The sequence below is a fragment of the Methylophilus sp. UBA6697 genome, assembly GCF_002454655.1.
Classification (GTDB): domain Bacteria; phylum Pseudomonadota; class Gammaproteobacteria; order Burkholderiales; family Methylophilaceae; genus Methylophilus.
Map to the genome: position 1 here is coordinate 88402 of NZ_DKJH01000042.1, position 18326 is coordinate 106727.

17 protein-coding genes are annotated in these 18326 nt (G+C 53.1%); 8 read left to right on the forward strand and 9 right to left on the reverse strand.

The annotated features are described in order from the left end of the window. Nucleotides 1–4: 4 nt before the first annotated feature. The gene (locus B3355_RS11385; RefSeq protein WP_292783950.1) at nt 5–820 is read left to right on the forward strand and encodes a DUF4198 domain-containing protein; all 816 of its coding nucleotides are present in this window, start codon (nt 5–7) and stop codon (nt 818–820) included. Nucleotides 821–849: 29 nt separating this feature from the next. Next, on the forward strand, nt 850–1068 hold the full coding sequence (locus tag B3355_RS11390) for an RNA-binding S4 domain-containing protein (protein WP_019881093.1): 219 nt from the start codon (nt 850–852) through the stop codon (nt 1066–1068). Here the strand turns inward: B3355_RS11390 and B3355_RS11395 are convergent. Further along, nucleotides 1065–2516 (reverse strand): cobyric acid synthase, encoded by a 1452-nt coding sequence (locus tag B3355_RS11395; protein ID WP_292784090.1) that lies wholly within the window; start codon nt 2514–2516, stop codon nt 1065–1067. The genes B3355_RS11390 and B3355_RS11395 overlap by 4 nt on opposite strands. 2 nt (nt 2517–2518) lie before the next feature. Here B3355_RS11395 and cbiB point away from each other — a divergent pair, with 2 nt between their 5' ends. Both cbiB and cobD read left to right on the forward strand, forming a co-directional pair. After that, a complete protein-coding gene (cbiB, locus tag B3355_RS11400) occupies nt 2519–3472 on the forward strand; it encodes an adenosylcobinamide-phosphate synthase CbiB (protein WP_292783955.1) in 954 nt (317 codons plus the stop codon). Beyond that, entirely contained in the window at nt 3465–4466 is a 1002-nt protein-coding gene (gene cobD, locus B3355_RS11405) for a threonine-phosphate decarboxylase CobD (RefSeq protein WP_292783958.1), read from the forward strand. The genes cbiB and cobD overlap by 8 nt, the downstream gene beginning before the upstream one ends. Here cobD and B3355_RS11410 read toward each other — a convergent pair. From B3355_RS11410 to B3355_RS11420, 3 genes are read right to left on the reverse strand one after another with little or no spacing between them, the layout of a single operon-like run. Beyond that, nucleotides 4435–5070 (reverse strand): FMN-binding negative transcriptional regulator, encoded by a 636-nt coding sequence (locus tag B3355_RS11410; protein ID WP_292783961.1) that lies wholly within the window; start codon nt 5068–5070, stop codon nt 4435–4437. The genes cobD and B3355_RS11410 overlap by 32 nt on opposite strands. Nucleotides 5071–5075: 5 nt before the next feature. Continuing rightward, complete coding sequence (locus B3355_RS11415; RefSeq protein ID WP_292783964.1) at nt 5076–5687, reverse strand: DJ-1/PfpI family protein; 612 nt, start codon at nt 5685–5687, stop codon at nt 5076–5078. Nucleotides 5688–5697: 10 nt separating this feature from the next. Continuing rightward, the gene (locus tag B3355_RS11420; protein WP_292783967.1) at nt 5698–5925 is read right to left on the reverse strand and encodes a hypothetical protein; all 228 of its coding nucleotides are present in this window, start codon (nt 5923–5925) and stop codon (nt 5698–5700) included. A gap of 108 nt (nt 5926–6033) precedes the next feature. Between B3355_RS11420 and B3355_RS11425 the strand changes: the two genes are divergently transcribed. Beyond that, the gene (locus B3355_RS11425) at nt 6034–7446 is read left to right on the forward strand and encodes a PLP-dependent aminotransferase family protein (protein ID WP_292783969.1); all 1413 of its coding nucleotides are present in this window, start codon (nt 6034–6036) and stop codon (nt 7444–7446) included. 29 nt (nt 7447–7475) lie between these two features. Here B3355_RS11425 and cobC read toward each other — a convergent pair whose 3' ends face one another. The 4 genes from cobC to B3355_RS11445 form a co-directional block, all read right to left on the reverse strand. Then, nucleotides 7476–8042, reverse strand: a complete 567-nt coding sequence (gene cobC, locus B3355_RS11430) for an alpha-ribazole phosphatase (protein ID WP_019881085.1) — start codon at nt 8040–8042, stop codon at nt 7476–7478. Continuing rightward, nucleotides 8039–8830: an adenosylcobinamide-GDP ribazoletransferase gene (locus B3355_RS11435; RefSeq protein ID WP_292783972.1), complete on the reverse strand. Its 792-nt coding sequence runs from the start codon at nt 8828–8830 to the stop codon at nt 8039–8041. The genes cobC and B3355_RS11435 overlap by 4 nt, the downstream gene beginning before the upstream one ends. Beyond that, complete coding sequence (gene cobT, locus B3355_RS11440) at nt 8827–9873, reverse strand: nicotinate-nucleotide--dimethylbenzimidazole phosphoribosyltransferase (protein ID WP_292783975.1); 1047 nt, start codon at nt 9871–9873, stop codon at nt 8827–8829. Before cobT ends, B3355_RS11435 begins: the two co-directional genes overlap by 4 nt. Before the next feature lie 125 nt (nt 9874–9998). Then, on the reverse strand, nt 9999–11459 hold the full coding sequence (locus tag B3355_RS11445; RefSeq protein WP_292783977.1) for a DegQ family serine endoprotease: 1461 nt from the start codon (nt 11457–11459) through the stop codon (nt 9999–10001). Between the two features lie 208 nt (nt 11460–11667). On the opposite strand from B3355_RS11445, the gene B3355_RS11450 reads away from it, so the two are divergent. Next, nucleotides 11668–12810, forward strand: coding sequence for an HPP family protein (locus tag B3355_RS11450; protein ID WP_292783980.1), 1143 nt, complete (start codon nt 11668–11670; stop codon nt 12808–12810). Here the strand turns inward: B3355_RS11450 and B3355_RS11455 are convergent. Then, the gene (locus B3355_RS11455) at nt 12807–13265 is read right to left on the reverse strand and encodes a DUF2721 domain-containing protein (RefSeq protein WP_047518501.1); all 459 of its coding nucleotides are present in this window, start codon (nt 13263–13265) and stop codon (nt 12807–12809) included. The genes B3355_RS11450 and B3355_RS11455 overlap by 4 nt on opposite strands. Nucleotides 13266–13573: 308 nt before the next feature. Here B3355_RS11455 and B3355_RS11460 point away from each other — a divergent pair, with 308 nt between their 5' ends. Together B3355_RS11460 and B3355_RS11465 are read left to right on the forward strand one after the other, a co-directional pair. Continuing rightward, nucleotides 13574–16156 carry a chemotaxis protein CheW gene (locus B3355_RS11460; RefSeq protein ID WP_292783985.1) on the forward strand — a complete coding sequence of 861 codons (2583 nt, stop codon included), beginning with the start codon at nt 13574–13576 and terminating at the stop codon, nt 16154–16156. A 29-nt stretch (nt 16157–16185) separates the two neighbouring features. Continuing rightward, nucleotides 16186–18321 (forward strand): putative bifunctional diguanylate cyclase/phosphodiesterase, encoded by a 2136-nt coding sequence (locus B3355_RS11465; RefSeq protein WP_292783989.1) that lies wholly within the window; start codon nt 16186–16188, stop codon nt 18319–18321. Nucleotides 18322–18326: the final 5 nt, after the last annotated feature.

Consider the following 18326-nt stretch of genomic DNA (forward strand, 5'->3'; position numbering starts at 1 on the left):
CCGTATGAAAAAGTTTTCCCTAGCCCTGATCGTTTTAGTGACCACTTTGGCGGCCGAGGCACATGTGCCGTTTTTAAAACCCAACCAGTTCAACGTCACACATCATCGCCTGACGATTGAATCTGCGTTTACCGAGTTTCCGTTCCAGGCTGACTTTGCTATGGACTCGCCGAACTTTACCATCACCTCACCACAAGGCGTGACGACGGCGATCAAACCCATCGCCAAAACCAAGGCGGCCGTGTATCTGGAACCGGAATTAAAAGACGAAGGCACCTATCGTATCAGCACGGGGCAAAGGGTCGGCCCAATATACAAGGCGGTGGAAACTGCCGATAAAAAGCTTTATTTTGCTGCCGATATGAAGCGTGTGACGGGCAAACCTACCACCATGAATTATTACAGTTATGCCGACACCTATATTTTCAAAGGTCAGCAAAAATATGTAGCCAAGCCGTTTAATACAGGCCTGGAAATCATCCCGCTGGCGTCACCCAATGGTTTGTTACTTGGTGGAGAGTTGAATTTCCGTGTGCTGGAAAATGGTAAGCCAGTGCCTAATGCGCGTATTATTGTGGTGACGGATAACGAACACTTTATCAAGCACAGGATTGAAGATCTATACGATCTCGACAATGTGAGAGCCTCTAACATTCACGCCAACGAACAAGGTGAGTTTAGCTTCCACCCACAAAAAGCGGGGCTGAATTTCCTGTTTGTCACTGTGCATCACCAGCTCAATGAACAATTATGGGAAAGCCAGAATGCCTCTTTGACGCTGGAAGTGAATTTACCGCCAGACACTCAAGGCAAGCCTTAGGCACTCGCTGACTTAGAAAGGAATTCTGTATGGCAAGCTCGACATTTGAACTCAAAGGCGAATATATCGCACTATGTGATTTGCTTAAACTGGAAGGCGTGGCCGACAGTGGCGGCCAGGGCAAGTCTATGGTCGCCGAAGGATTGATCAAGGTAGATGGTGCCATTGAGCGCAGAAAAACCGCCAAAATCCGCGCCGGGCAAGTGGTGCAGGCGTTTGAGCAAACCATCAAGGTGGTTGCGGGTTAACCTGGCGTAAAGTCTTTGGGCAGGTAAGGCGCAAGGGCTGACCAGTTGAAGTGCTGCTGTACACTGCCTGCCAGTTTTTCCAGGCTCTGCTCGCGCAATTGCGTGTAATCGTAAGCCACTTGTTCAGCCACCCCGGCCCATTGCAACCAGGCGGCACAGGCTTGTGGGTGATCAAACAAGCCATGAATATAACTGCCAGCGACCTGGCCATCTGTTGACCGTGCGCCTTCCGCCATGCCGTCTATCAGGTGTACAGGGTACTGCAAGGCCGGGCCGCGGCTCACCCCCATATGAATCTCATAGCCTTGTACCATCGCGTCGGCAAAAGCTAATTTGCCAGAAACTTGCTTGAGTTGCTTGTGGGTTTCCAACGTTGTTTCCATGGCCAGCCAGCCCAGGCCAGCGCTACTGCCCGCCTCGCCTTCAATCGCCAATGGATCATGTAATTGCTGGCCCAGCATCTGGAAGCCACCGCAAATGCCCAGCACTTTGCCGCCATAACGTAAATGCCGCGCAATGACGGCTTCCCAGCCATGCTCACGTAACGCCACTAAATCACCACGTACATTCTTGCTACCAGGCAGGATAATTAAATCAGCCGCGGGCACAGACTCATTCAAACGCACAAACTTGAGGGCAACTTGCGGGTGCAGGCGCAAGGCATCAAAGTCGGTATGATTCGCGATATGCGGCAATATGGGCACAACAATCGTCAACTGAACATCTGCTTTTTTAATATTGCTTTTTGCAACCGCATCTTCAGCTTCCAGATGCAAGTCATGCATATAAGGCAACACGCCTATCACCGGCTTCCCGGTGCGTTCCTCCAGCCAATCCAGCCCCGGTTGCAGCAAGGCGATATCACCGCGGAATTTATTAATGACAAACCCAATCACCCTGGCCTGCTCACTCTCGGACAATAGCGCCAGTGTGCCGACCAGGTGTGCAAATACACCACCTTTATCAATATCTGCTACCAGGATCACCGGGCAATCGACCGCTTCGGCAAAGCCCATATTGGCAATATCGTTGGCGCGCAGGTTAATCTCGGCCGGGCTACCCGCCCCCTCCACCACGATGCAGCCATACTGCTGCTGCAAGCGCTGGTAAGATTGCAATACCGCTTGCATCGCGGTTTTCTTGTAGTCGTGGTAAGTGCTCGCTTCCTGATTGCCCACCACCTGGCCGTGAATAATCACCTGGCAACCGGTATCCGAGTTAGGCTTGAGCAACACTGGATTCATATCGGTATGTGGCGGCAGTCCGCAGGCCATCGCCTGTACCGCCTGCGCACGTCCGATCTCGCCGCCATCTTCAGTCACCGCGGCGTTGAGCGCCATGTTTTGCGGTTTGAATGGCACCACCGCCACCCCGCTGCGGTACAATACACGGCACAATCCAGCCACCAGCGTACTTTTACCGGCATCCGATGTGGTGCCCTGAACCATCAATGTTTTCACTGCCTGTTTATCCATGTCCCGATTATCTCACACTCGCCCTGCTTGCCTGTGGCGCGGTGCTGCTTGATTTCTGGCTGGGCGAACCCCGGCGCTGGCACCCGTTAGTCGGGTTTGGCTGGCTCGCCACCCAAGTTGAAAAACGATTGAACCCTTTAGCAAGACAAGCACAAGGCAGCCAATATCTCAGCGGCGTGTTGGGCCTCTGCCTGGCCGTATTGCCAATTGTCCTGAGCAGCGTTCTGCTCATGCAACTTTCATTCTGGCTGGCATTATCACTACACCTTTACCTACTGTATTTCGCCATCGGCCACCGCAGCCTGCGCCAGCATGGCCTGGCCGTTTATCAAGCCTTACAGACCGGCCAGTTTCAACAGGCACAGCGCGCCACCTCATATATGGTCAGCCGCGATGTGGAAGCAATAGAACCCGTCAGCGCCACCATTGAATCCGTGCTGGAAAACGGCAACGACAGTGTGTTTGGCGCGCTGTTCTGGTTTTTTGTCGCAGGTGGCCCCGGCGCACTGGCTTACCGCCTGGTGAACACGCTGGATGCCATGTGGGGCTACCGCACACCTCGTTATTTCTATTTTGGCTGGGCCGCCGCACGGCTGGATGATGTGCTCAACTATATTCCGGCCCGCCTGACGGCAATGACTTACGCCTTGCTTGGCCATACCACACTCGCATGGCAGTCCTGGAGAGCGCAGGCGCCGTTCTGGGATAGCCCGAACGCGGGCCCCGTCATGTCCGCAGGCGCGGGCGCACTTAATGTGCAATTGGGCGGGCGCGCCCGCTATCACGGCGAGTGGCATAACCGCCCACGACTGGGCACGCTCACAACACCGATTGCTGAAGATATTCCCAGAGCTTTGCAGTTGGTAAGTAACGGTATGCTAAGCTGGCTGATCGTGGCTGTATTGATTGGAGCGTTGGCCTATGCTTGAGCACGGCGGTAATTTACAGCAAGCCGTGCAGCAATACGGCCGGCCACTCACAGACTGGCTGGATGTATCGACCGGCATCAATCCGCAACACTACCCGATTCCGGCATTGGCCCCCGCGCTGTTTCAACGCTTGCCGCCAGCCACCGACACACTGCATGCGGCCGCGCGCACGTATTATGGTTGCCAGCATGTGCTGGCCTGCGCAGGCTCACAGGCTGCCTTGCAACTATTGCCGACCTTGCGCGCCCCTTGCCGCGTCACCATGCCGCGCACCATGTATCAGGAGCATGCACATGCCTGGCAACGCGCGGAGCACCAGGTACAGTTTTTTGAGCAAACACCTGATAGCGACACGCTAAACCAGTCCGACGTATTGCTGGTGTGCAACCCTAACAACCCGACCGGACATGTATATCACCCTGACACATTATTAGACTGGCATGCGCAACTGGCAGCCCGTGGCGGATGGTTGGTGGTAGACGAGGCATTTATGGATAGCACACCGCAGCACAGCCTCGCCAGCCATACCGGGCAGGCAGGTTTGTGGGTATTGCGTTCACTGGGCAAGTTTTTTGGTCTGGCGGGCCTGAGGGTGGGCTTTTTACTGGGCGAACCCACAGCCCTGGCACAAGTGGAATCATTACTCGGCCCTTGGACCATCACAGGTCCCAGCCAAATGATTGCCAGCCAGGCGCTGGCCGACCATGACTGGCAACAGCTGATGCGCGGGCATCTGCCTGCACAGTCCAGGCAATTAGCACAAGTACTAAGCCAGCATGGACTCAAGCCTGCAGGCGGTACCGATTTATTTCAGTATGTACTGCATCCTGCCAGCCGCGAGTTGCAGCAAGCATTGGCGAAAGAAGGCATCTGGACGCGTTATTTTGAATCGCCGTCAGCCTTGCGTTTTGGCTTGCCGCCAGCTAACGAGTGGTCTCGGCTGGCACAAGCCCTACGCCATGTCACTCAACAGTTAAGCAATTCACAACCTTGACCAATTCAGCGATCTCGCGGCCATGCACATCCTCACCCGCACTTAACCCCTGCAACACCCCGACTTGATTCTCCGGCGACTGGTTCTGGCTCAGCTTCCATTTACCAGTGAGTTCGGTAATCTCGATCTCAATACCAACTACCGCCTGCATGAGCTTGTCGATAAATCCGGCCGGGGCATCCTCAAGTTGCCACGGTTGTTCAAACGCCGCTTCCTGTTGTGCCGTCAGCGCAGTCAAATGGGCGCGTAAGCAGTTGGCATCTTCTATTACCCGCAGCTTGCCACGCGCATGCACCACCACATAATTCCAGGTCGGCACCACCATGCCGGTTTGGGCTTTGGTGGGGTACCACGCAGGGGTCACATAGGCATGCGGACCATGAAAAATCGCCATGACCTCGTTGAGGCCATGCGTTCCTTGCCAGAGCGGGTTCGCGCGGGCCACATGACCACTCAAGATGCCCTTATCCTCTAAATACAGCGGCAGATGATTCACCTCTAAACCACTGGCCGCAGTCGTCACCAGCGTGGCAAACGGATACGTCCGGATCAAATCTAGCAGCGCCTGTTCACCAGGGGCAGAAAAGTGTTTTGGGGTATACATACTTATTAAATTAAAAGCGCTTCGGGCAAATATGGCCTGACATGACTGGCCGCGCGTGCTAAATAGTGTTCCTTTTCGCCCACGGGCGCGACATAATGCAAAGCTTTTTGTGCTGCTTCCAGCCCGGCCTGACGGGCAATCAGCCAGAATGCCAGATATTGTGAGGCCAGGCAACCGCCTGCGGTGGCAATATTGCCCTGTGCAAAAAAGGGTTGATCCAGCGTATCGACGCCTAATGCCTGCACCCAGGGTTTGGTCACCAGATCTGTACACACGGGCAGGCCATTGAGCAAACCGAGCTTGGCCAATATCAACGCACCTGAACACTGCGCGCCTATCAATTGCCGGTCAGGGTCCAAATGCAAAGACGCCAGCACAGTACTCTCCGCAATGTCCCGCGTATGGATACCACTACCAATAATCACGGCATCGGCAGCAGAGGCCTCGGCCAAGGAAATATGCGACTCCAAAGTGACACCATTCATGGATGTCACCTTGGCTGTGGGACTGGCGATTGAAACACGCCAGCTTGGCTGTTGCGCGCGGTTTAATATCCCCAGAGCAATCATAGAGTCCAACTCATTAAAGCCGTCAAACGTCAGGATAGCGATATGCATAATATTCTTTCTAGCGCACGGGCAGTAACTGCCCCCGGATCATCACCATAGGCACCATGACCATAGACTGATGCGACTCAGTACTTGATTCACACGCAGCCCCGACGCGCAGGTTGGTCACGCAGACAGGCTTGGGCGCTGCGTTGTCATGATCCACCTGACGAGAAGTTTGACCATAAGAGATATAAGGCAGTACTACCACGGGCACTGCCAGCAACACCATCACAATGAAACGCATCTCCAAACCCTATCCGATGAAAGTTTAATCACATCTTATCGCCACACGCATGTACACTACATGTACAATTTAACGATCAATATTAGACACTGTATAGGTCCAAACACCATGCCAGTCACCCAGCCACTGATTACGATTAACCCGCAAGACCCAGTGCCACTGGTCGAGCAAATTGTCAGCGGTGTGAAACAACTCATTGAGCAACGCGTACTGCGTACAGGTACACGCTTACCTTCTATCCGCGACTTTGCCGTGCAACACCACATCAGTCGCTTTACTGTCGTCGATGCTTACGATCGCCTGGTGGCACTGGGTTATCTGCTGTCACGGCGTGGTTCAGGCTTCTATGTCGCTCCGCTCAACAAACCCGAAGAAACCGTTTCAAGCACCTCTTACCTGGACAGGGCCGACGATGTGCTATGGCTGCTGCACAACACGTTTAGAGACGTACCGGATGCGGTCAGGCCTGGCTGCGGCTGGCTGCCTAAGGATTGGCTGGATGAAAAGGTCATTCAAAAAAGTCTGAATGAATTATCACGAAAATCGGGGTATTTTTTAACCGGATATGGCGATGTGAATGGCTACTTACCGCTGCGGCAACAGCTGGCAAAAAAGAACCTGGCAGATATTGGTATCCATGCAGACGCCCAGCAAATCCTCATGACCAACGGCGCTTCGCATGGCCTGGATTTAGTTGCGCGGCTGTTTATCAAACCAGGCGATGTGGTACTGGTGGACGATCCTGGCTATTACACCTTGTTTGGTTTTTTGAAATCCATGGGCGCGCGCATTATGGGCGTGCCGCGGCTACTGAATGGACCTGATGTCAGCGCCTTGCAACAACTATTGCAAGAACACCGCCCCAAGTTATTTTTCACCAATACGGTATTGCATAACCCGACCGGCACCAGTACCAGCCTGGCCGTTGCGCACCAGATACTGCAACTGTCTGAAAAATACGGTTTATATATTGTGGAAGATGATATTTATGGCGACTTCCATCCGCAAAATGCCACGCGCCTGGCCGCGCTGGACCAGCTCAACCGCGTCATCTATGTCAGCAGTTATTCCAAAACCATTTCGGCCAGCTTGCGCGTGGGCTTTATTGCCTGCCAGGCCGACCTGGCCAACCGGCTACTCGACCTCAAATTGCTGACCGGCCTCACCAGCTCAGAGATCAACCAGCGTGTGATGTACCAGATCCTGGTCGAAGGCAGGTACCGCAAACATATGGAAAAAGTACGCAGCCAGTTGGAAGTAAAAAGAGCACAAGTGATACGCGCACTGGAAGAATGCGGCTTAAGCATTCATGCCGAACCGGCCGGAGGCATGTTTGTCTGGGCCAAACTGGCTAACGACAAGAACGCCGCCGAGGTTGCCAGCGAGGCATCGAAACAGAACATCATGCTGGCCCCCGGCAACCTGTTCAGGCCCTACCAGGAGCCTTCGTCGTGGTTACGTTTTAACGTGGCGCATTGTGAGGATGACAAGGTGTTTGAACTCTTGAGAAAGCGTTATTGAGAAAACGCCGGTGAAAAAATACTAGTGCCTTAGCGATTTACAAACTCAATTTTGGGAATCGCGCCCGACAGATCCAAGCGTGTCAGGCTGGCATAATCCACATGAAAGCGGAACAGGCCTTTGAGTTGCATATTGAGCACATGCGCGATCAGGGCGCGTATCATGCCGCCGTGCGTAACCACCAGCACATGCTGACCTGCATGGCGCGCATGCACCTCCTGCAAAAAGTCTACGCCGCGCTGCTGCAAACCGGCAAAGGTTTCGCCATTGGGCGGTGCCAGCTCGGCATAGTTCTGCGCCCACACGTCAAACAACTCGCGCGGAATATCGTTCCACGACTGCATCTCCCAATCACCGAAATGCAGTTCTTTCAGGCGCTCATCGTGCATGATGCCATCGAAACCCAGTGCATGCGCCAGTTTGCTACAGCGCTGTAGCGGACTGGCATAGACGGCATCAATCTGCTCATGAATGAGTTTTTGTTTCAGTTGAGACAGCTCGCTGGCAAAGTTAACCGAGACATCAATATCGCTCTGGCCATAGCAAATGCCCTCGGCGATTTGCAAACTGGTATGGCGCACTAAAGTCAGTTTCATGCCAGATGCTCCCAGGCCAGCAAGCCCAAATAAAAGGCCAGTTCAGTCAATTGTTGGATGGCACCCAATGTATCGCCAGTATAGCCCTGCAAATGCCGCAGGATCAGGCGACGCCACCACCACCAGACGGTCAGTACAGGTAATCCGGTGATCAGCAAAAACCGCATCGCACTCAACGCAGAATGATTCATGCCCAGCATCAGGCAAAAGCCCAGCCAGCACAGTAGGCCAAATACACTGGCACACCAGATATCCTGTCGGGTCAGCGTCGTCGCCAGGGGTTTGGATTTACCGGCAAAGCGCACATAACTGGCGGTGGCCATGATGGCGACGGCGGCCAGGCGGCTAAGCGCATGCGCAGCAATCAGGGCAAACGGTAAGATCGCCGGGGTAAGCGCAGACAAGGCCTGGAACTTGAACAGCAGCATGCCGACCAGCGCAATGGCACCATAACTGCCGAGGCGAGAGTCCTGCATGATCTCCAGCTTGCGCGCACGATCCGTACCGCCACCGAGGCCATCGGCACTATCTGCCAGGCCATCCTCATGAAAAGCGCCAGTCAGATAAATAGTCACCGCCATGCTAGATAACACCGCCAAGGCTGGCGGCAACACCCAGCTCGCCAGCCACCAAGTGATAGCGGCCAGCAAACCAATCAATACACCAACCAGCGGGAAATACCTGGCGGCGTGATTAAGGTCAGACGCCTGAAAATCTGCCACGGCAGGCACGGGCAGCCGTGTAAAAAAACCGACGGCCAGCACAAAATAGCGCCATTGCAGCTTCACTGTATCTGTCCACTGACACCAGCACTTTCAAAGCTGGCCATTTCATTGAGGAAAGCCACTGCCGACTGCAGTAAGGGATAAGCCAGTACGGCACCGGTCCCCTCACCTAAACGCAGCGACAGATGCAACAAGGGCTGTGCATTGAGATGTGACAGCATCATGCTGTGCCCGCTTTCATCGGAGCAGTGCGCAAACACGCAATAATCCACCACTTGCGGATAAAGCTTGGCAGCCACCAACAAGGCAGAGGTGGCAATAAAGCCATCAATCAGCAACGTCGTTCTGGCCTCTGCGGCAGCCAGCAGCGCACCCACCATCATGGCAATTTCAAAACCACCAAACGCCGCCAATGCCTGCAACGGTTCATCGGCCGAAACATGGTGCATCTGCAAGGCAGAGGTGAGGACAGAGAGCTTGTGCTGCAAACCTTTGTCGCTCAAGCCAGTGCCGCGGCCGACACACTGATGCATAGGCAAGCCGCACAGCACGCTCATCAGGCAACTGGCACTAGAGGTATTCCCTATGCCCATCTCACCCAACGCCAGCACCTTACAGCCCTGCGCAATCGCATCACGCGCAATTTGCGCACCACGCGTAATCGCTTGTGCACATTGGTCCGCCGTCATGGCAGGCTGATGCCGGAAATTTTCTGTGCCCATGCCCAATTTGGCATCGATCAGCAGCGGGTGCGGCTGGAACACGGCATTAACGCCACTATCTACCACATGCAAATCAAAGCTGTGCTGACGTGCGAACACATTAATCGCCGCACCGCCATTGAGAAAATTGAGCACCATTTGCGCAGTGACCGCCTGCGGATAAGGGCTTACCCCTTCTTCCACAATACCGTGATCACCCGCAAACACCAGCATGGTCGGCTGCTGCAACACCGGTTGTTCGGTCTGCTGTATTAGGCCCAACTGCATGGCCAGGGTTTCCAGACGACCCAATGCGCCCAGTGGTTTGGTTTTTTGATTAATGTGATTCACCAGTGCAGCTTGCAAGGGTGCGTTATGAGTAGGCTCAATATGAAATGTCTGCATAGTTTATTATTTTACCGAGCAAAAACGAAAGCGTAGCAGAATTATGCAATGCCTGGCCCGAATTTGCCCAGCGCAAAAAAAGCCCCGCAATTGCGGGGCAAGGCTCGAAGGATCACACGCAAAAATCAACTAATCTTCACCGGCACATAAATCTTGCTGTCACCTCGCATCACTAGCAACGCCACGTTCTTTACGTTTTGCGACAATTTGTCATGCAACTGGCTCACGTTTTTAACCTGGTCACCATTCACCGCCAGGATCACATCGCCTGGCTGTATGCCTGCCAACGCCGCAGGGCCTTTAGCAACCTCTTCAACCAGCAACCCTTGCTTGAGCTGCGTTTGTGCCAACTCTTGCGAGGTCAGCGGGCGCACGCTGACGCCCAGTTTAGATTGCTGACTATCTGGCACTATCGCCTGCCCAGCCTGCGCCGCTTGCATTTCATCAATACGTACAGACAATTTCTTCAATTGCTTGTTGCGCCAGACCTCCATACCGACCGTGCTGCCAGGCTTCACATTCGCCACCATAGGTGGCAAATCGCTGGAGCGGTCTATGCTTTGACCATTGAATTTGACGATCACATCGCCAGGTTCCAGGCCTGCCTTATCAGCAGGGCCATTTTTCTCAATATTGCTCACCAGCGCGCCACTCGGCGACGGCAAACCAAACGAACTGGCCAGATCCTGGTTAATCGATTGCACACCAATGCCTAAGCGGCCACGGCTGACTTTACCTTTCTCCAGCAGCTGCTGCTCAATCCCCATGGCGACATCAATCGGGATCGCGAATGACAAGCCCTGATAGCCGCCACTGCGGCTGTAAATTTGCGAGTTGATCCCAATCACTTCGCCATTGAGGTTAAACAGTGGCCCACCTGAGTTGCCCGGGTTAATCGCCACATCGGTTTGCAGGAAAGGTACATAGCCCTCGTCTGGCAGTGCGCGCGACTTGGCTGAAATAATGCCTGCTGTCACTGTGTTATCAAAACCGAATGGCGAACCGATCGCCACTACCCAGTCACCGACATTGCTGTTTTTGGTGCTGCCAATATGCACGGTTGGCAAGTCCTTGGCCTCAATTTTCAGTACGGCAACATCGGTTAATTTATCCACGCCAATCACCTTGGCCTGAAACTCACGCTTGTCAGACAGTTTTACCGTCACCACATCCGCCTTGTCGACCACATGCGCATTGGTCAGGATCACACCATCAGACTTGACGATAAAGCCTGAACCCAGGCCGTTCATAGGTGTTTCGGTTTGTGGCAGGTTGGGTTGAAAACGACGGAACAGCTCAAACATCGGGTCGTTAGGATCCACACCCGGAATACCAGCCGTTTTCACCGTACCGGTGACGCTGATATTGACTACGGCCGCCCCCTGGCTAGACGCGATGCTGGCAAAGTTAGGCAAGGTAATATAGGCGCTTGGCGCCGTCATGGCTTTTGCCGATACCGGTGCCGTGGCCTGCGCATGATTCACCAGCGTATTCCCTTTGATAAAGTAGCCTGCACCGAACAAAGCGGCCACCGCCAATGGTACGGTCACCCAATGCGTGAGTCTTGATTGTAAAAACGATTGCATCACAACGTCCTTTCTTGCTTTTTTAATATTGGCGCTTCACCGAAAGTGCCTCTGTGCAGTATGAGCGTTAAAAGCGCTTTGAAGTTTCACTGTTTTTGTATCCTCATGTATCGGGCTGACAAAAGTCCCTGGCACTGACGACCATGGGTAGAAACAGGAAAATGTATTGATCGTGATACACTGCACTTTTTGCTTTTTTGACCGTGCAATGGCAGATTTACCGTCTTTCTTAAGGCCTTACTGGCCACGCCGCATGACTGGCACGCTACGCGATTATGCGCGGGCGGCCATAGGTGCCGGATTGGGGATTTTGTGTACAGGGCTGATTGCCCTGAATGTGTTGCCAGGCGACTGGCATAGCGCAGTGTTTTTAATTGCGCCCATGGGCGCCTCCGCCGTCATCCTGTTTTGCTTGCCATCCAGCCCGCTGGCACAACCATGGGCCATCCTGGCAGGCAATACCGTGTCGGCGTTGGCAGGGGTATTTTTCACGCAATTATTACCGCAACAACTGGTGTTCGCCGCGGCACTGGCAATGCTCAGTGCGATCGCGCTCATGTTTGCGCTGCGCTGCCTGCACCCGCCCAGTGGCGCGGTCGCCCTGACTGCCGTGTTAGGTGGTGAGGCCATTCACAACCTGGGCTACAGTTTTGTCTGGTGGCCGGTACTGGCGAACAGTATATTGCTGGTACTCACCGCCTGGCTTTACCATACGTTGACGGGCTATCGTTATCCCGCCGCACATCACGAGCACGCGCCCAATTCACCCACGCATATGCACTACCAGTTTGGCTTCAGGCAGGAAGATTTGCAGACCGCGCTGGGACAATTCCATGAAGTGCTGGACATTCACCCGGAACAACTGCAAAGCCTGCTGGAACAAACCGAGCTGATCGCCTACAAGCGCAAACTGGAAGCCATTGAATGCCGGGAAATCATGCGCCCGGTCTCGACGACCCTTGAGTTTGGCGATGCGCTGGAAACGGCCTGGCAATTGATACTCAAACAAGCTGAGCCCGCGATTCCGGTGGTCAACAAAGCACAGCTGGTGATAGGCCTGTTGAGCGTATCCGACTTTATGCGCCACGCCAAGGCAGAAAGCTATCGCGAAGTGGCGCCTGCGCTCAAACGCCTGATCCGCTGGTCGCCCACCACACACAGCGACAAACCAGAAGTGGTCGGCCAGATCATGACCACCCCGGCCATTACCATCACCGAACACATGCACCTCATGCATACCATCCCGCTGATGACCAGCCACCATTTGCAATTACTGCCAGTGGTCGATGCGTCTAACAAGCTGGTCGGCATCCTGACGCAAACCGATGTGATTCGCGCCCTTTATCGCTAGGCCTTTGATGACTGCGGCTTCGCGGGTTTTTCGCGTTGCTGAAACGGCACAATCACTTCGCGGGATGCCAGCACAATTTCGCGCAAAAAGCACAACAGGCCCAAAATCAGCGAGGCCATCGAAATAATAAACGACACCATTACCAGGTGCGGTAGTCGCAAACCCGTCTCGACTGAAATAAACATACTGGCAATCGACACACAAATACACAAGGCAGCAAAAGTGACCAGGCCAATCGCCCGCCGCAACCATTTGGTACGGCGCACAATAATCCGCAACTCATCTTTAAAGCGCTCACGTTTGTCTTCCGGCGTATCGGTCAAATAACGGGCACGGTCTATCGAACGCCCCAAGCGCCCAATCAGCACGCCTAAAATCGAGCCGATACCGGTCAATAAAAATACTGGCGCCACTGCATCACGGATAGCCTCAGAGACGCTGTGAATTTCAATCATGGTATTAATCATAGAAGAGATGCCACTAAAATCAGAAAATCAGGCACCAATACCCGCACTGTTTTGGTTATTGACGCACTAGAAAAAGGCATGGAGAAGTTAATTTCTTGAAAAAGAGGTGCTTTAAAGGCCAGTTCAATACTTGATAAGCGATTTTTACGCCATCTTCACGACATTTATGGCCTTAATATTGTAATAAAAGCATTTTTCTTGCCATTGTTTTTCAATTTGAACCACCCAAACGGGAACCATTTTTGCTGTATATGCCCTGGCAACAATAAAATATGTATAGGGAAAGAGGCAACAAGATGCACCCGCAACCGTTAACCGAGGACTTGGCTAACCACTTCAAGAAGGTCAATGACTTTCGCTCAAACATTTACCAATTACAACATGCCTGGGACAGCCTGGCATTGATGGCACAACTGTCCGGCACCGGCTCCGAAATGGAAGAAACCCGCAGTGCCTTTAATACCATTTCTAACGATGTGTTACGGCATTTATCACAGGAAACCTTGCATAAAACCGCCGCACAATTATCTTCAAAAGCGTTCGAGATCATCAACTTGCTGGTACGCAACCTGTTTGAACGGACGGCAGACATCGGCTTCTTCGCTACCGATAATGAGGTGCGTGACTACCTGGAGAAACAGGCTGCGGATATTCTGGAAGACGCCGACCAGGCAAGTATCGAGTTTCGCTTTCAGGAATACCAGAAGAAATACACCGTCTACGACAATATTGTGCTGTTTGATGAAGAAGGCCAGTTACTGCATCAACTGGATGACACACAGACCACCTTGTTTCACTACCACCCGATTGTGGCCTTGGCGCGGCAATCGACAGCACCGTATGTAGAACGTTTTTATGAGACAGATATCGGCGGCAAGCTGCATAAGTCTCTGGTCTATGCACACGCCGTACGCAGCCAAGACGGCCACCGCACGTTGGGGGTGCTTTGCCTGTGCTTTAAATTCGTCAACGAGCTGGACACCATCTTTCACAATCTGATTTCGCATAATGACTGGACCATAGGCGTATTGCTGGATGAAGAGCGCAACGTGATTGCCTCCAGCGATCCGTACCAGATTCCGCTAGGCATTTCGCTATGTGTGGATACCGACACTGACTGGTTTATTACGCGCTTTAGCGGGCGCGAATACCTGTGCGTGACCAAACAGTCAGAAGGCTATCAGGGGTATCTGGGGCCAGGCTGGCTGGGCCAGGCCATGATCCCGATAGAGCATGCGTTCAACCAGAGCATTCGCGACATGGTCAATAATATTGATGCGGATATCCTGCGTAAAGTCATGCGTAGCCCGCTGATTTTTTCTGAAAGCCTGCTGAATATCCCCAAGCAAGCCGCCAATATCCAGAGCAAACTGAATCAATCTGTCTGGAACGGTAATATCCGGCAAAGCAATGACGTGAATACCCAGCAGAAAAACTTTTCTAAAAGCCTGCTTTCCGAGATCAGCCATACCGGCCATAAAACGCAGCAGATCATTGAAAACATGGTCTCTGAGCTCTATCAGACCGTGGTGTCGGTGATGCTGGAAAACTCCAGTTTTTATGCGCAGCTGGCGGTAGAAATCATGGACCGCAACCTGTATGAACGTGCCAATGATGTACGTTGGTGGGCGTTGACCCATGTATTCAGGGACTTGCTGGCAAAGACCAGCCTGCCGGCTGAAGACAAAAACAACATGACGCAGGTACTGCGCTATATCAATAGCCTATACACCGTGTATGACAACCTGATTGTGTTTGACCGCAAAGGTGAGGTGATGGCGGTGTCTAATCGCCAGTACGACCATCTGCTGGGCACCCAGCTGGCAGATGAATGGGTAGGCCGAACGCGTAGCTGCACCTCGACACAAGATTACGTCGTCTCGCCATTTGAACCCACGCCGCTCTACAACGACAAACACACTTACATCTATGCCGCTCCCATTCGCCACCTTGACGGTAATAGCATTGTCGGCGGCATTGCCATCGTATTCGACAGCGCACCGCAATTCCAGGCCATGCTGCGCGATGTGATTCCGCGGGATAAGACCGATACGCCAGTCAATGGCAGCTTCACCTTGTTTGTGAACGAACAACTCAATGTCATTTCAAGCACGCATAAAGACTTTGCCATGGGTGAAGTATTTGAACTGATGCCCGCCATTAGCAAGCTTAAAGAGGGCGAGCAGCTATTTGATATTGCGATTTACCAGAATACCTATTATGCGGTTGGCGCGCGCGCAGCCTATGGTTACCGTGAGTTTAAGAGCGAACAGGATAGCTACCGCAATAAAGTGGTTGCCCTGATTTTTACACCACTGGGCAAGGTGGATGAAATTAACCAGCGTATCCACGCCGAAGCGCAAGTCATTCACAACAAGTTCAACCCCAACCTGTTTGCGCAATCCGGGCAGGACTGCCAGGAATATGCCACCTTCTATGTGGGTGACTCATGGATGGGCATAGAAGCACGCTTTGTGCGCGAGGCGATTGATGAAGACCAGTTGCGCACTTTGCCTGAATCTGCACCGTTTATCGCCGGTATGCACGCCTACCGGGGAGAGGTGATTCCGGTGATTGACCTGGCACGCATGCTGGGACATCCGCACTATTTCACGGATTACCGGCAAATCATCGTCATTGAAGACAAAACCGCCTCGCTCAGATTTGGCCTGTTTGTCTCCGCCCTGGGCGAAATTCCTTATCTGGCACCAACGCAGATTCAGCCGATGAATACTTTTTTCCGGGGTGCCAGCCACAATCCTGGCATTGCCATTGCCAATATCGCCCAAAACAGCATGCTGACCCTGATCACCGCACAAAGCCTGTGGGACAAAGTGCTTTCCGTGCGTTCACAATCCGCTGAACAGGTGTATGCCTGATGAATAGTCAGACGACCCTTTTTGGAATCATGCAAAACGACATCATGGAATCCTTACTCACCGCGCAGCAACAGCGATTGCTGGATACGCTGCTGGATAATCTGGATGGCATGATTTACCGCTGCCTGTACGACAGCAACTGGACCATGATTTACGTGAGCAAGGGCTGCGAAACCCTGACCGGCTATCCGGCACCAGACTTGCTGCTCAACAAAACCACTTCTTACGAAATCATCACCCATCCAGATGACAGGGAAAAAGCACGCACCACGATTGATGCGGCGATTCAAAAAGGCGAGCGTTTCGAGCTGGAGTACCGCATCATACGCGCCAATGGCGACATCACCTGGGTGGCCGAGCGCGGCAGTGCCGTGTTTGATAGTGAGGGTAAACCCGTTGCGCTGGAAGGCATTATTCAGGATATCAGTTGCCGCAAACGCATTGAGCACGAATTGTTCAGCACCGAACAAAAATATCGCTCCATGTTTGAAAACTCAACGCTGGGCATGTTCCAGACCACCGAGTCTGGTACCTATCTCAATGCCAACCCGGCACTGGCCAGACTGTATGGCTACGCTTCGCCGGCGGCCCTGATCAGCGACCTCAACAATATCAGCACCCAGCTCTATGTGGCCGAAAACAGGCGGGGCGAATTTACCGAAGCTATCCGCGCACAAGGCCGGGTCCATAACTTTGAATCCGAGGTTTACCGGCTAAATGGTGAAGCAATCTGGATCTCGGAGAATGCCCATGCTGTGTGTGACCCGCAAGGCCAGATCCTTTATTACGAAGGCACGGTAGAAGACATTACCGACCGTAAAAACCATGAGCTGCAAATCCGCCAACTGGCCGTCACCGACAACCTGACCGGCCTGCTCAATCGCCATGCCTTCAGTGGCAAACTGGCCAGCCTGATTGCTGAAGCCGATAAAACGCAAAACAAGATTGCCATTGCCTTTATCGACCTCGATCACTTCAAACTGATTAACGATACCCTGGGTCACCGCGCTGGCGACAAACTGCTGGAAAATGTCGCGCAACGGCTGATCCAGAGCACACGGCCCACAGATGCCATTGTGCGCTTTGGCGGTGATGAATTTGTCATGCTTTACCCCGGCCTGCGCGTGGCTGAAGATGCCGAGCCATTGCTAGCACGCGTGATGGAGGCTATTTCGCAACCGATTGCCATTGGCGACTATGTGTTTAATATGACCTGCAGCGTCGGCGTCAGCATTTATCCCGACCATGCCAAAGAGATAGACGCCCTGCTCAGTTGCGCTGACTCGGCCCTTTACAGCGCCAAAAATGCAGGCAAGAACAAGGTACAAATGTTCAGCGGCATCCTGGCGCAACAACTGGGCGAACGCAACGAAATTGAATACGGCCTGGGCCACGCCATGCAGCGACAGGAACTCATGCTGTATTACCAGCCGCAAATCAATATGCAACACGGCAATATCAGCGCCCTGGAGGCGCTGATCCGCTGGCAGCACCCGGAGCGCGGACTGATTCCACCCGACCAGTTTATTCCTGTCGCCGAAGAAACCGGCCATATTTTTGCCATTGGTGAATGGGTATTGCAGACCGCCTGCCAGAAGATCAAGTCCATGCAAACCGAGTGGGGGTATATGGTGCCAATTGCGGTCAATGTATCGCCGATCCAGTTCCTGCGCGGCAACCTGGTCGAAACCGTACAACGCGTATTACGACAGGAGCGCGTGCCGCCGCACCTGATTACACTGGAAGTCACCGAGAATGCCCGCTTCAAGGATGAAGCCATGTTCACACGCACACTGGAGCAGCTGAAACGCTTAGGCGTGTGTATTGCCATTGACGATTTTGGCATCGGCTACTCGAACATGGCCTACCTCAAAAACTACCCGATTGATGAGCTCAAAATCGACAAGGCCTTTGTGCAAGACCTGGAACAAAGCGTGACTAACGGCAACATTTTGCTGGCACTGATTAACCTGGGCAAAAGTTTGCATAAATCGGTCACGGCGGAAGGTATAGAAACCGAATACCAGCACCGGTTTTTACTGCATAGTGGATGTGATGTGGGACAAGGCTACTATTACAGCCGACCGTTGTCGGATGAAGCGCTGGCGCAATTTATGCGCGAGCAGCAGCCAAAATTCGATCATTTTCAGCAGGTGGCCAGGTAACCCTG

What these genes read in the sequence shown, in the direction of transcription:
- B3355_RS11385 (WP_292783950.1), top strand. Translation starts at nt 5, where the DNA reads ATGAAAAAGTTTTCCCTAGCCCTGATCGTTTTAGTGACCACTTTGGCG.
- B3355_RS11390 (WP_019881093.1), top strand. Translation starts at nt 850, where the DNA reads ATGGCAAGCTCGACATTTGAACTCAAAGGCGAATATATCGCACTATGT.
- B3355_RS11395 (WP_292784090.1), bottom strand. Translation starts at nt 2,516, where the DNA reads ATGGTTCAGGGCACCACATCGGATGCCGGTAAAAGTACGCTGGTGGCT.
- cbiB (WP_292783955.1), top strand. Translation starts at nt 2,519, where the DNA reads ATGTTTTCACTGCCTGTTTATCCATGTCCCGATTATCTCACACTCGCC.
- cobD (WP_292783958.1), top strand. Translation starts at nt 3,465, where the DNA reads ATGCTTGAGCACGGCGGTAATTTACAGCAAGCCGTGCAGCAATACGGC.
- B3355_RS11410 (WP_292783961.1), bottom strand. Translation starts at nt 5,070, where the DNA reads ATGTATACCCCAAAACACTTTTCTGCCCCTGGTGAACAGGCGCTGCTA.
- B3355_RS11415 (WP_292783964.1), bottom strand. Translation starts at nt 5,687, where the DNA reads ATGCATATCGCTATCCTGACGTTTGACGGCTTTAATGAGTTGGACTCT.
- B3355_RS11420 (WP_292783967.1), bottom strand. Translation starts at nt 5,925, where the DNA reads ATGCGTTTCATTGTGATGGTGTTGCTGGCAGTGCCCGTGGTAGTACTG.
- B3355_RS11425 (WP_292783969.1), top strand. Translation starts at nt 6,034, where the DNA reads ATGCCAGTCACCCAGCCACTGATTACGATTAACCCGCAAGACCCAGTG.
- cobC (WP_019881085.1), bottom strand. Translation starts at nt 8,042, where the DNA reads ATGAAACTGACTTTAGTGCGCCATACCAGTTTGCAAATCGCCGAGGGC.
- cobT (WP_292783975.1), bottom strand. Translation starts at nt 9,873, where the DNA reads ATGCAGACATTTCATATTGAGCCTACTCATAACGCACCCTTGCAAGCT.
- B3355_RS11445 (WP_292783977.1), bottom strand. Translation starts at nt 11,459, where the DNA reads ATGCAATCGTTTTTACAATCAAGACTCACGCATTGGGTGACCGTACCA.
- B3355_RS11450 (WP_292783980.1), top strand. Translation starts at nt 11,668, where the DNA reads ATGGCAGATTTACCGTCTTTCTTAAGGCCTTACTGGCCACGCCGCATG.
- B3355_RS11455 (WP_047518501.1), bottom strand. Translation starts at nt 13,265, where the DNA reads ATGATTGAAATTCACAGCGTCTCTGAGGCTATCCGTGATGCAGTGGCG.
- B3355_RS11460 (WP_292783985.1), top strand. Translation starts at nt 13,574, where the DNA reads ATGCACCCGCAACCGTTAACCGAGGACTTGGCTAACCACTTCAAGAAG.
- B3355_RS11465 (WP_292783989.1), top strand. Translation starts at nt 16,186, where the DNA reads ATGCAAAACGACATCATGGAATCCTTACTCACCGCGCAGCAACAGCGA.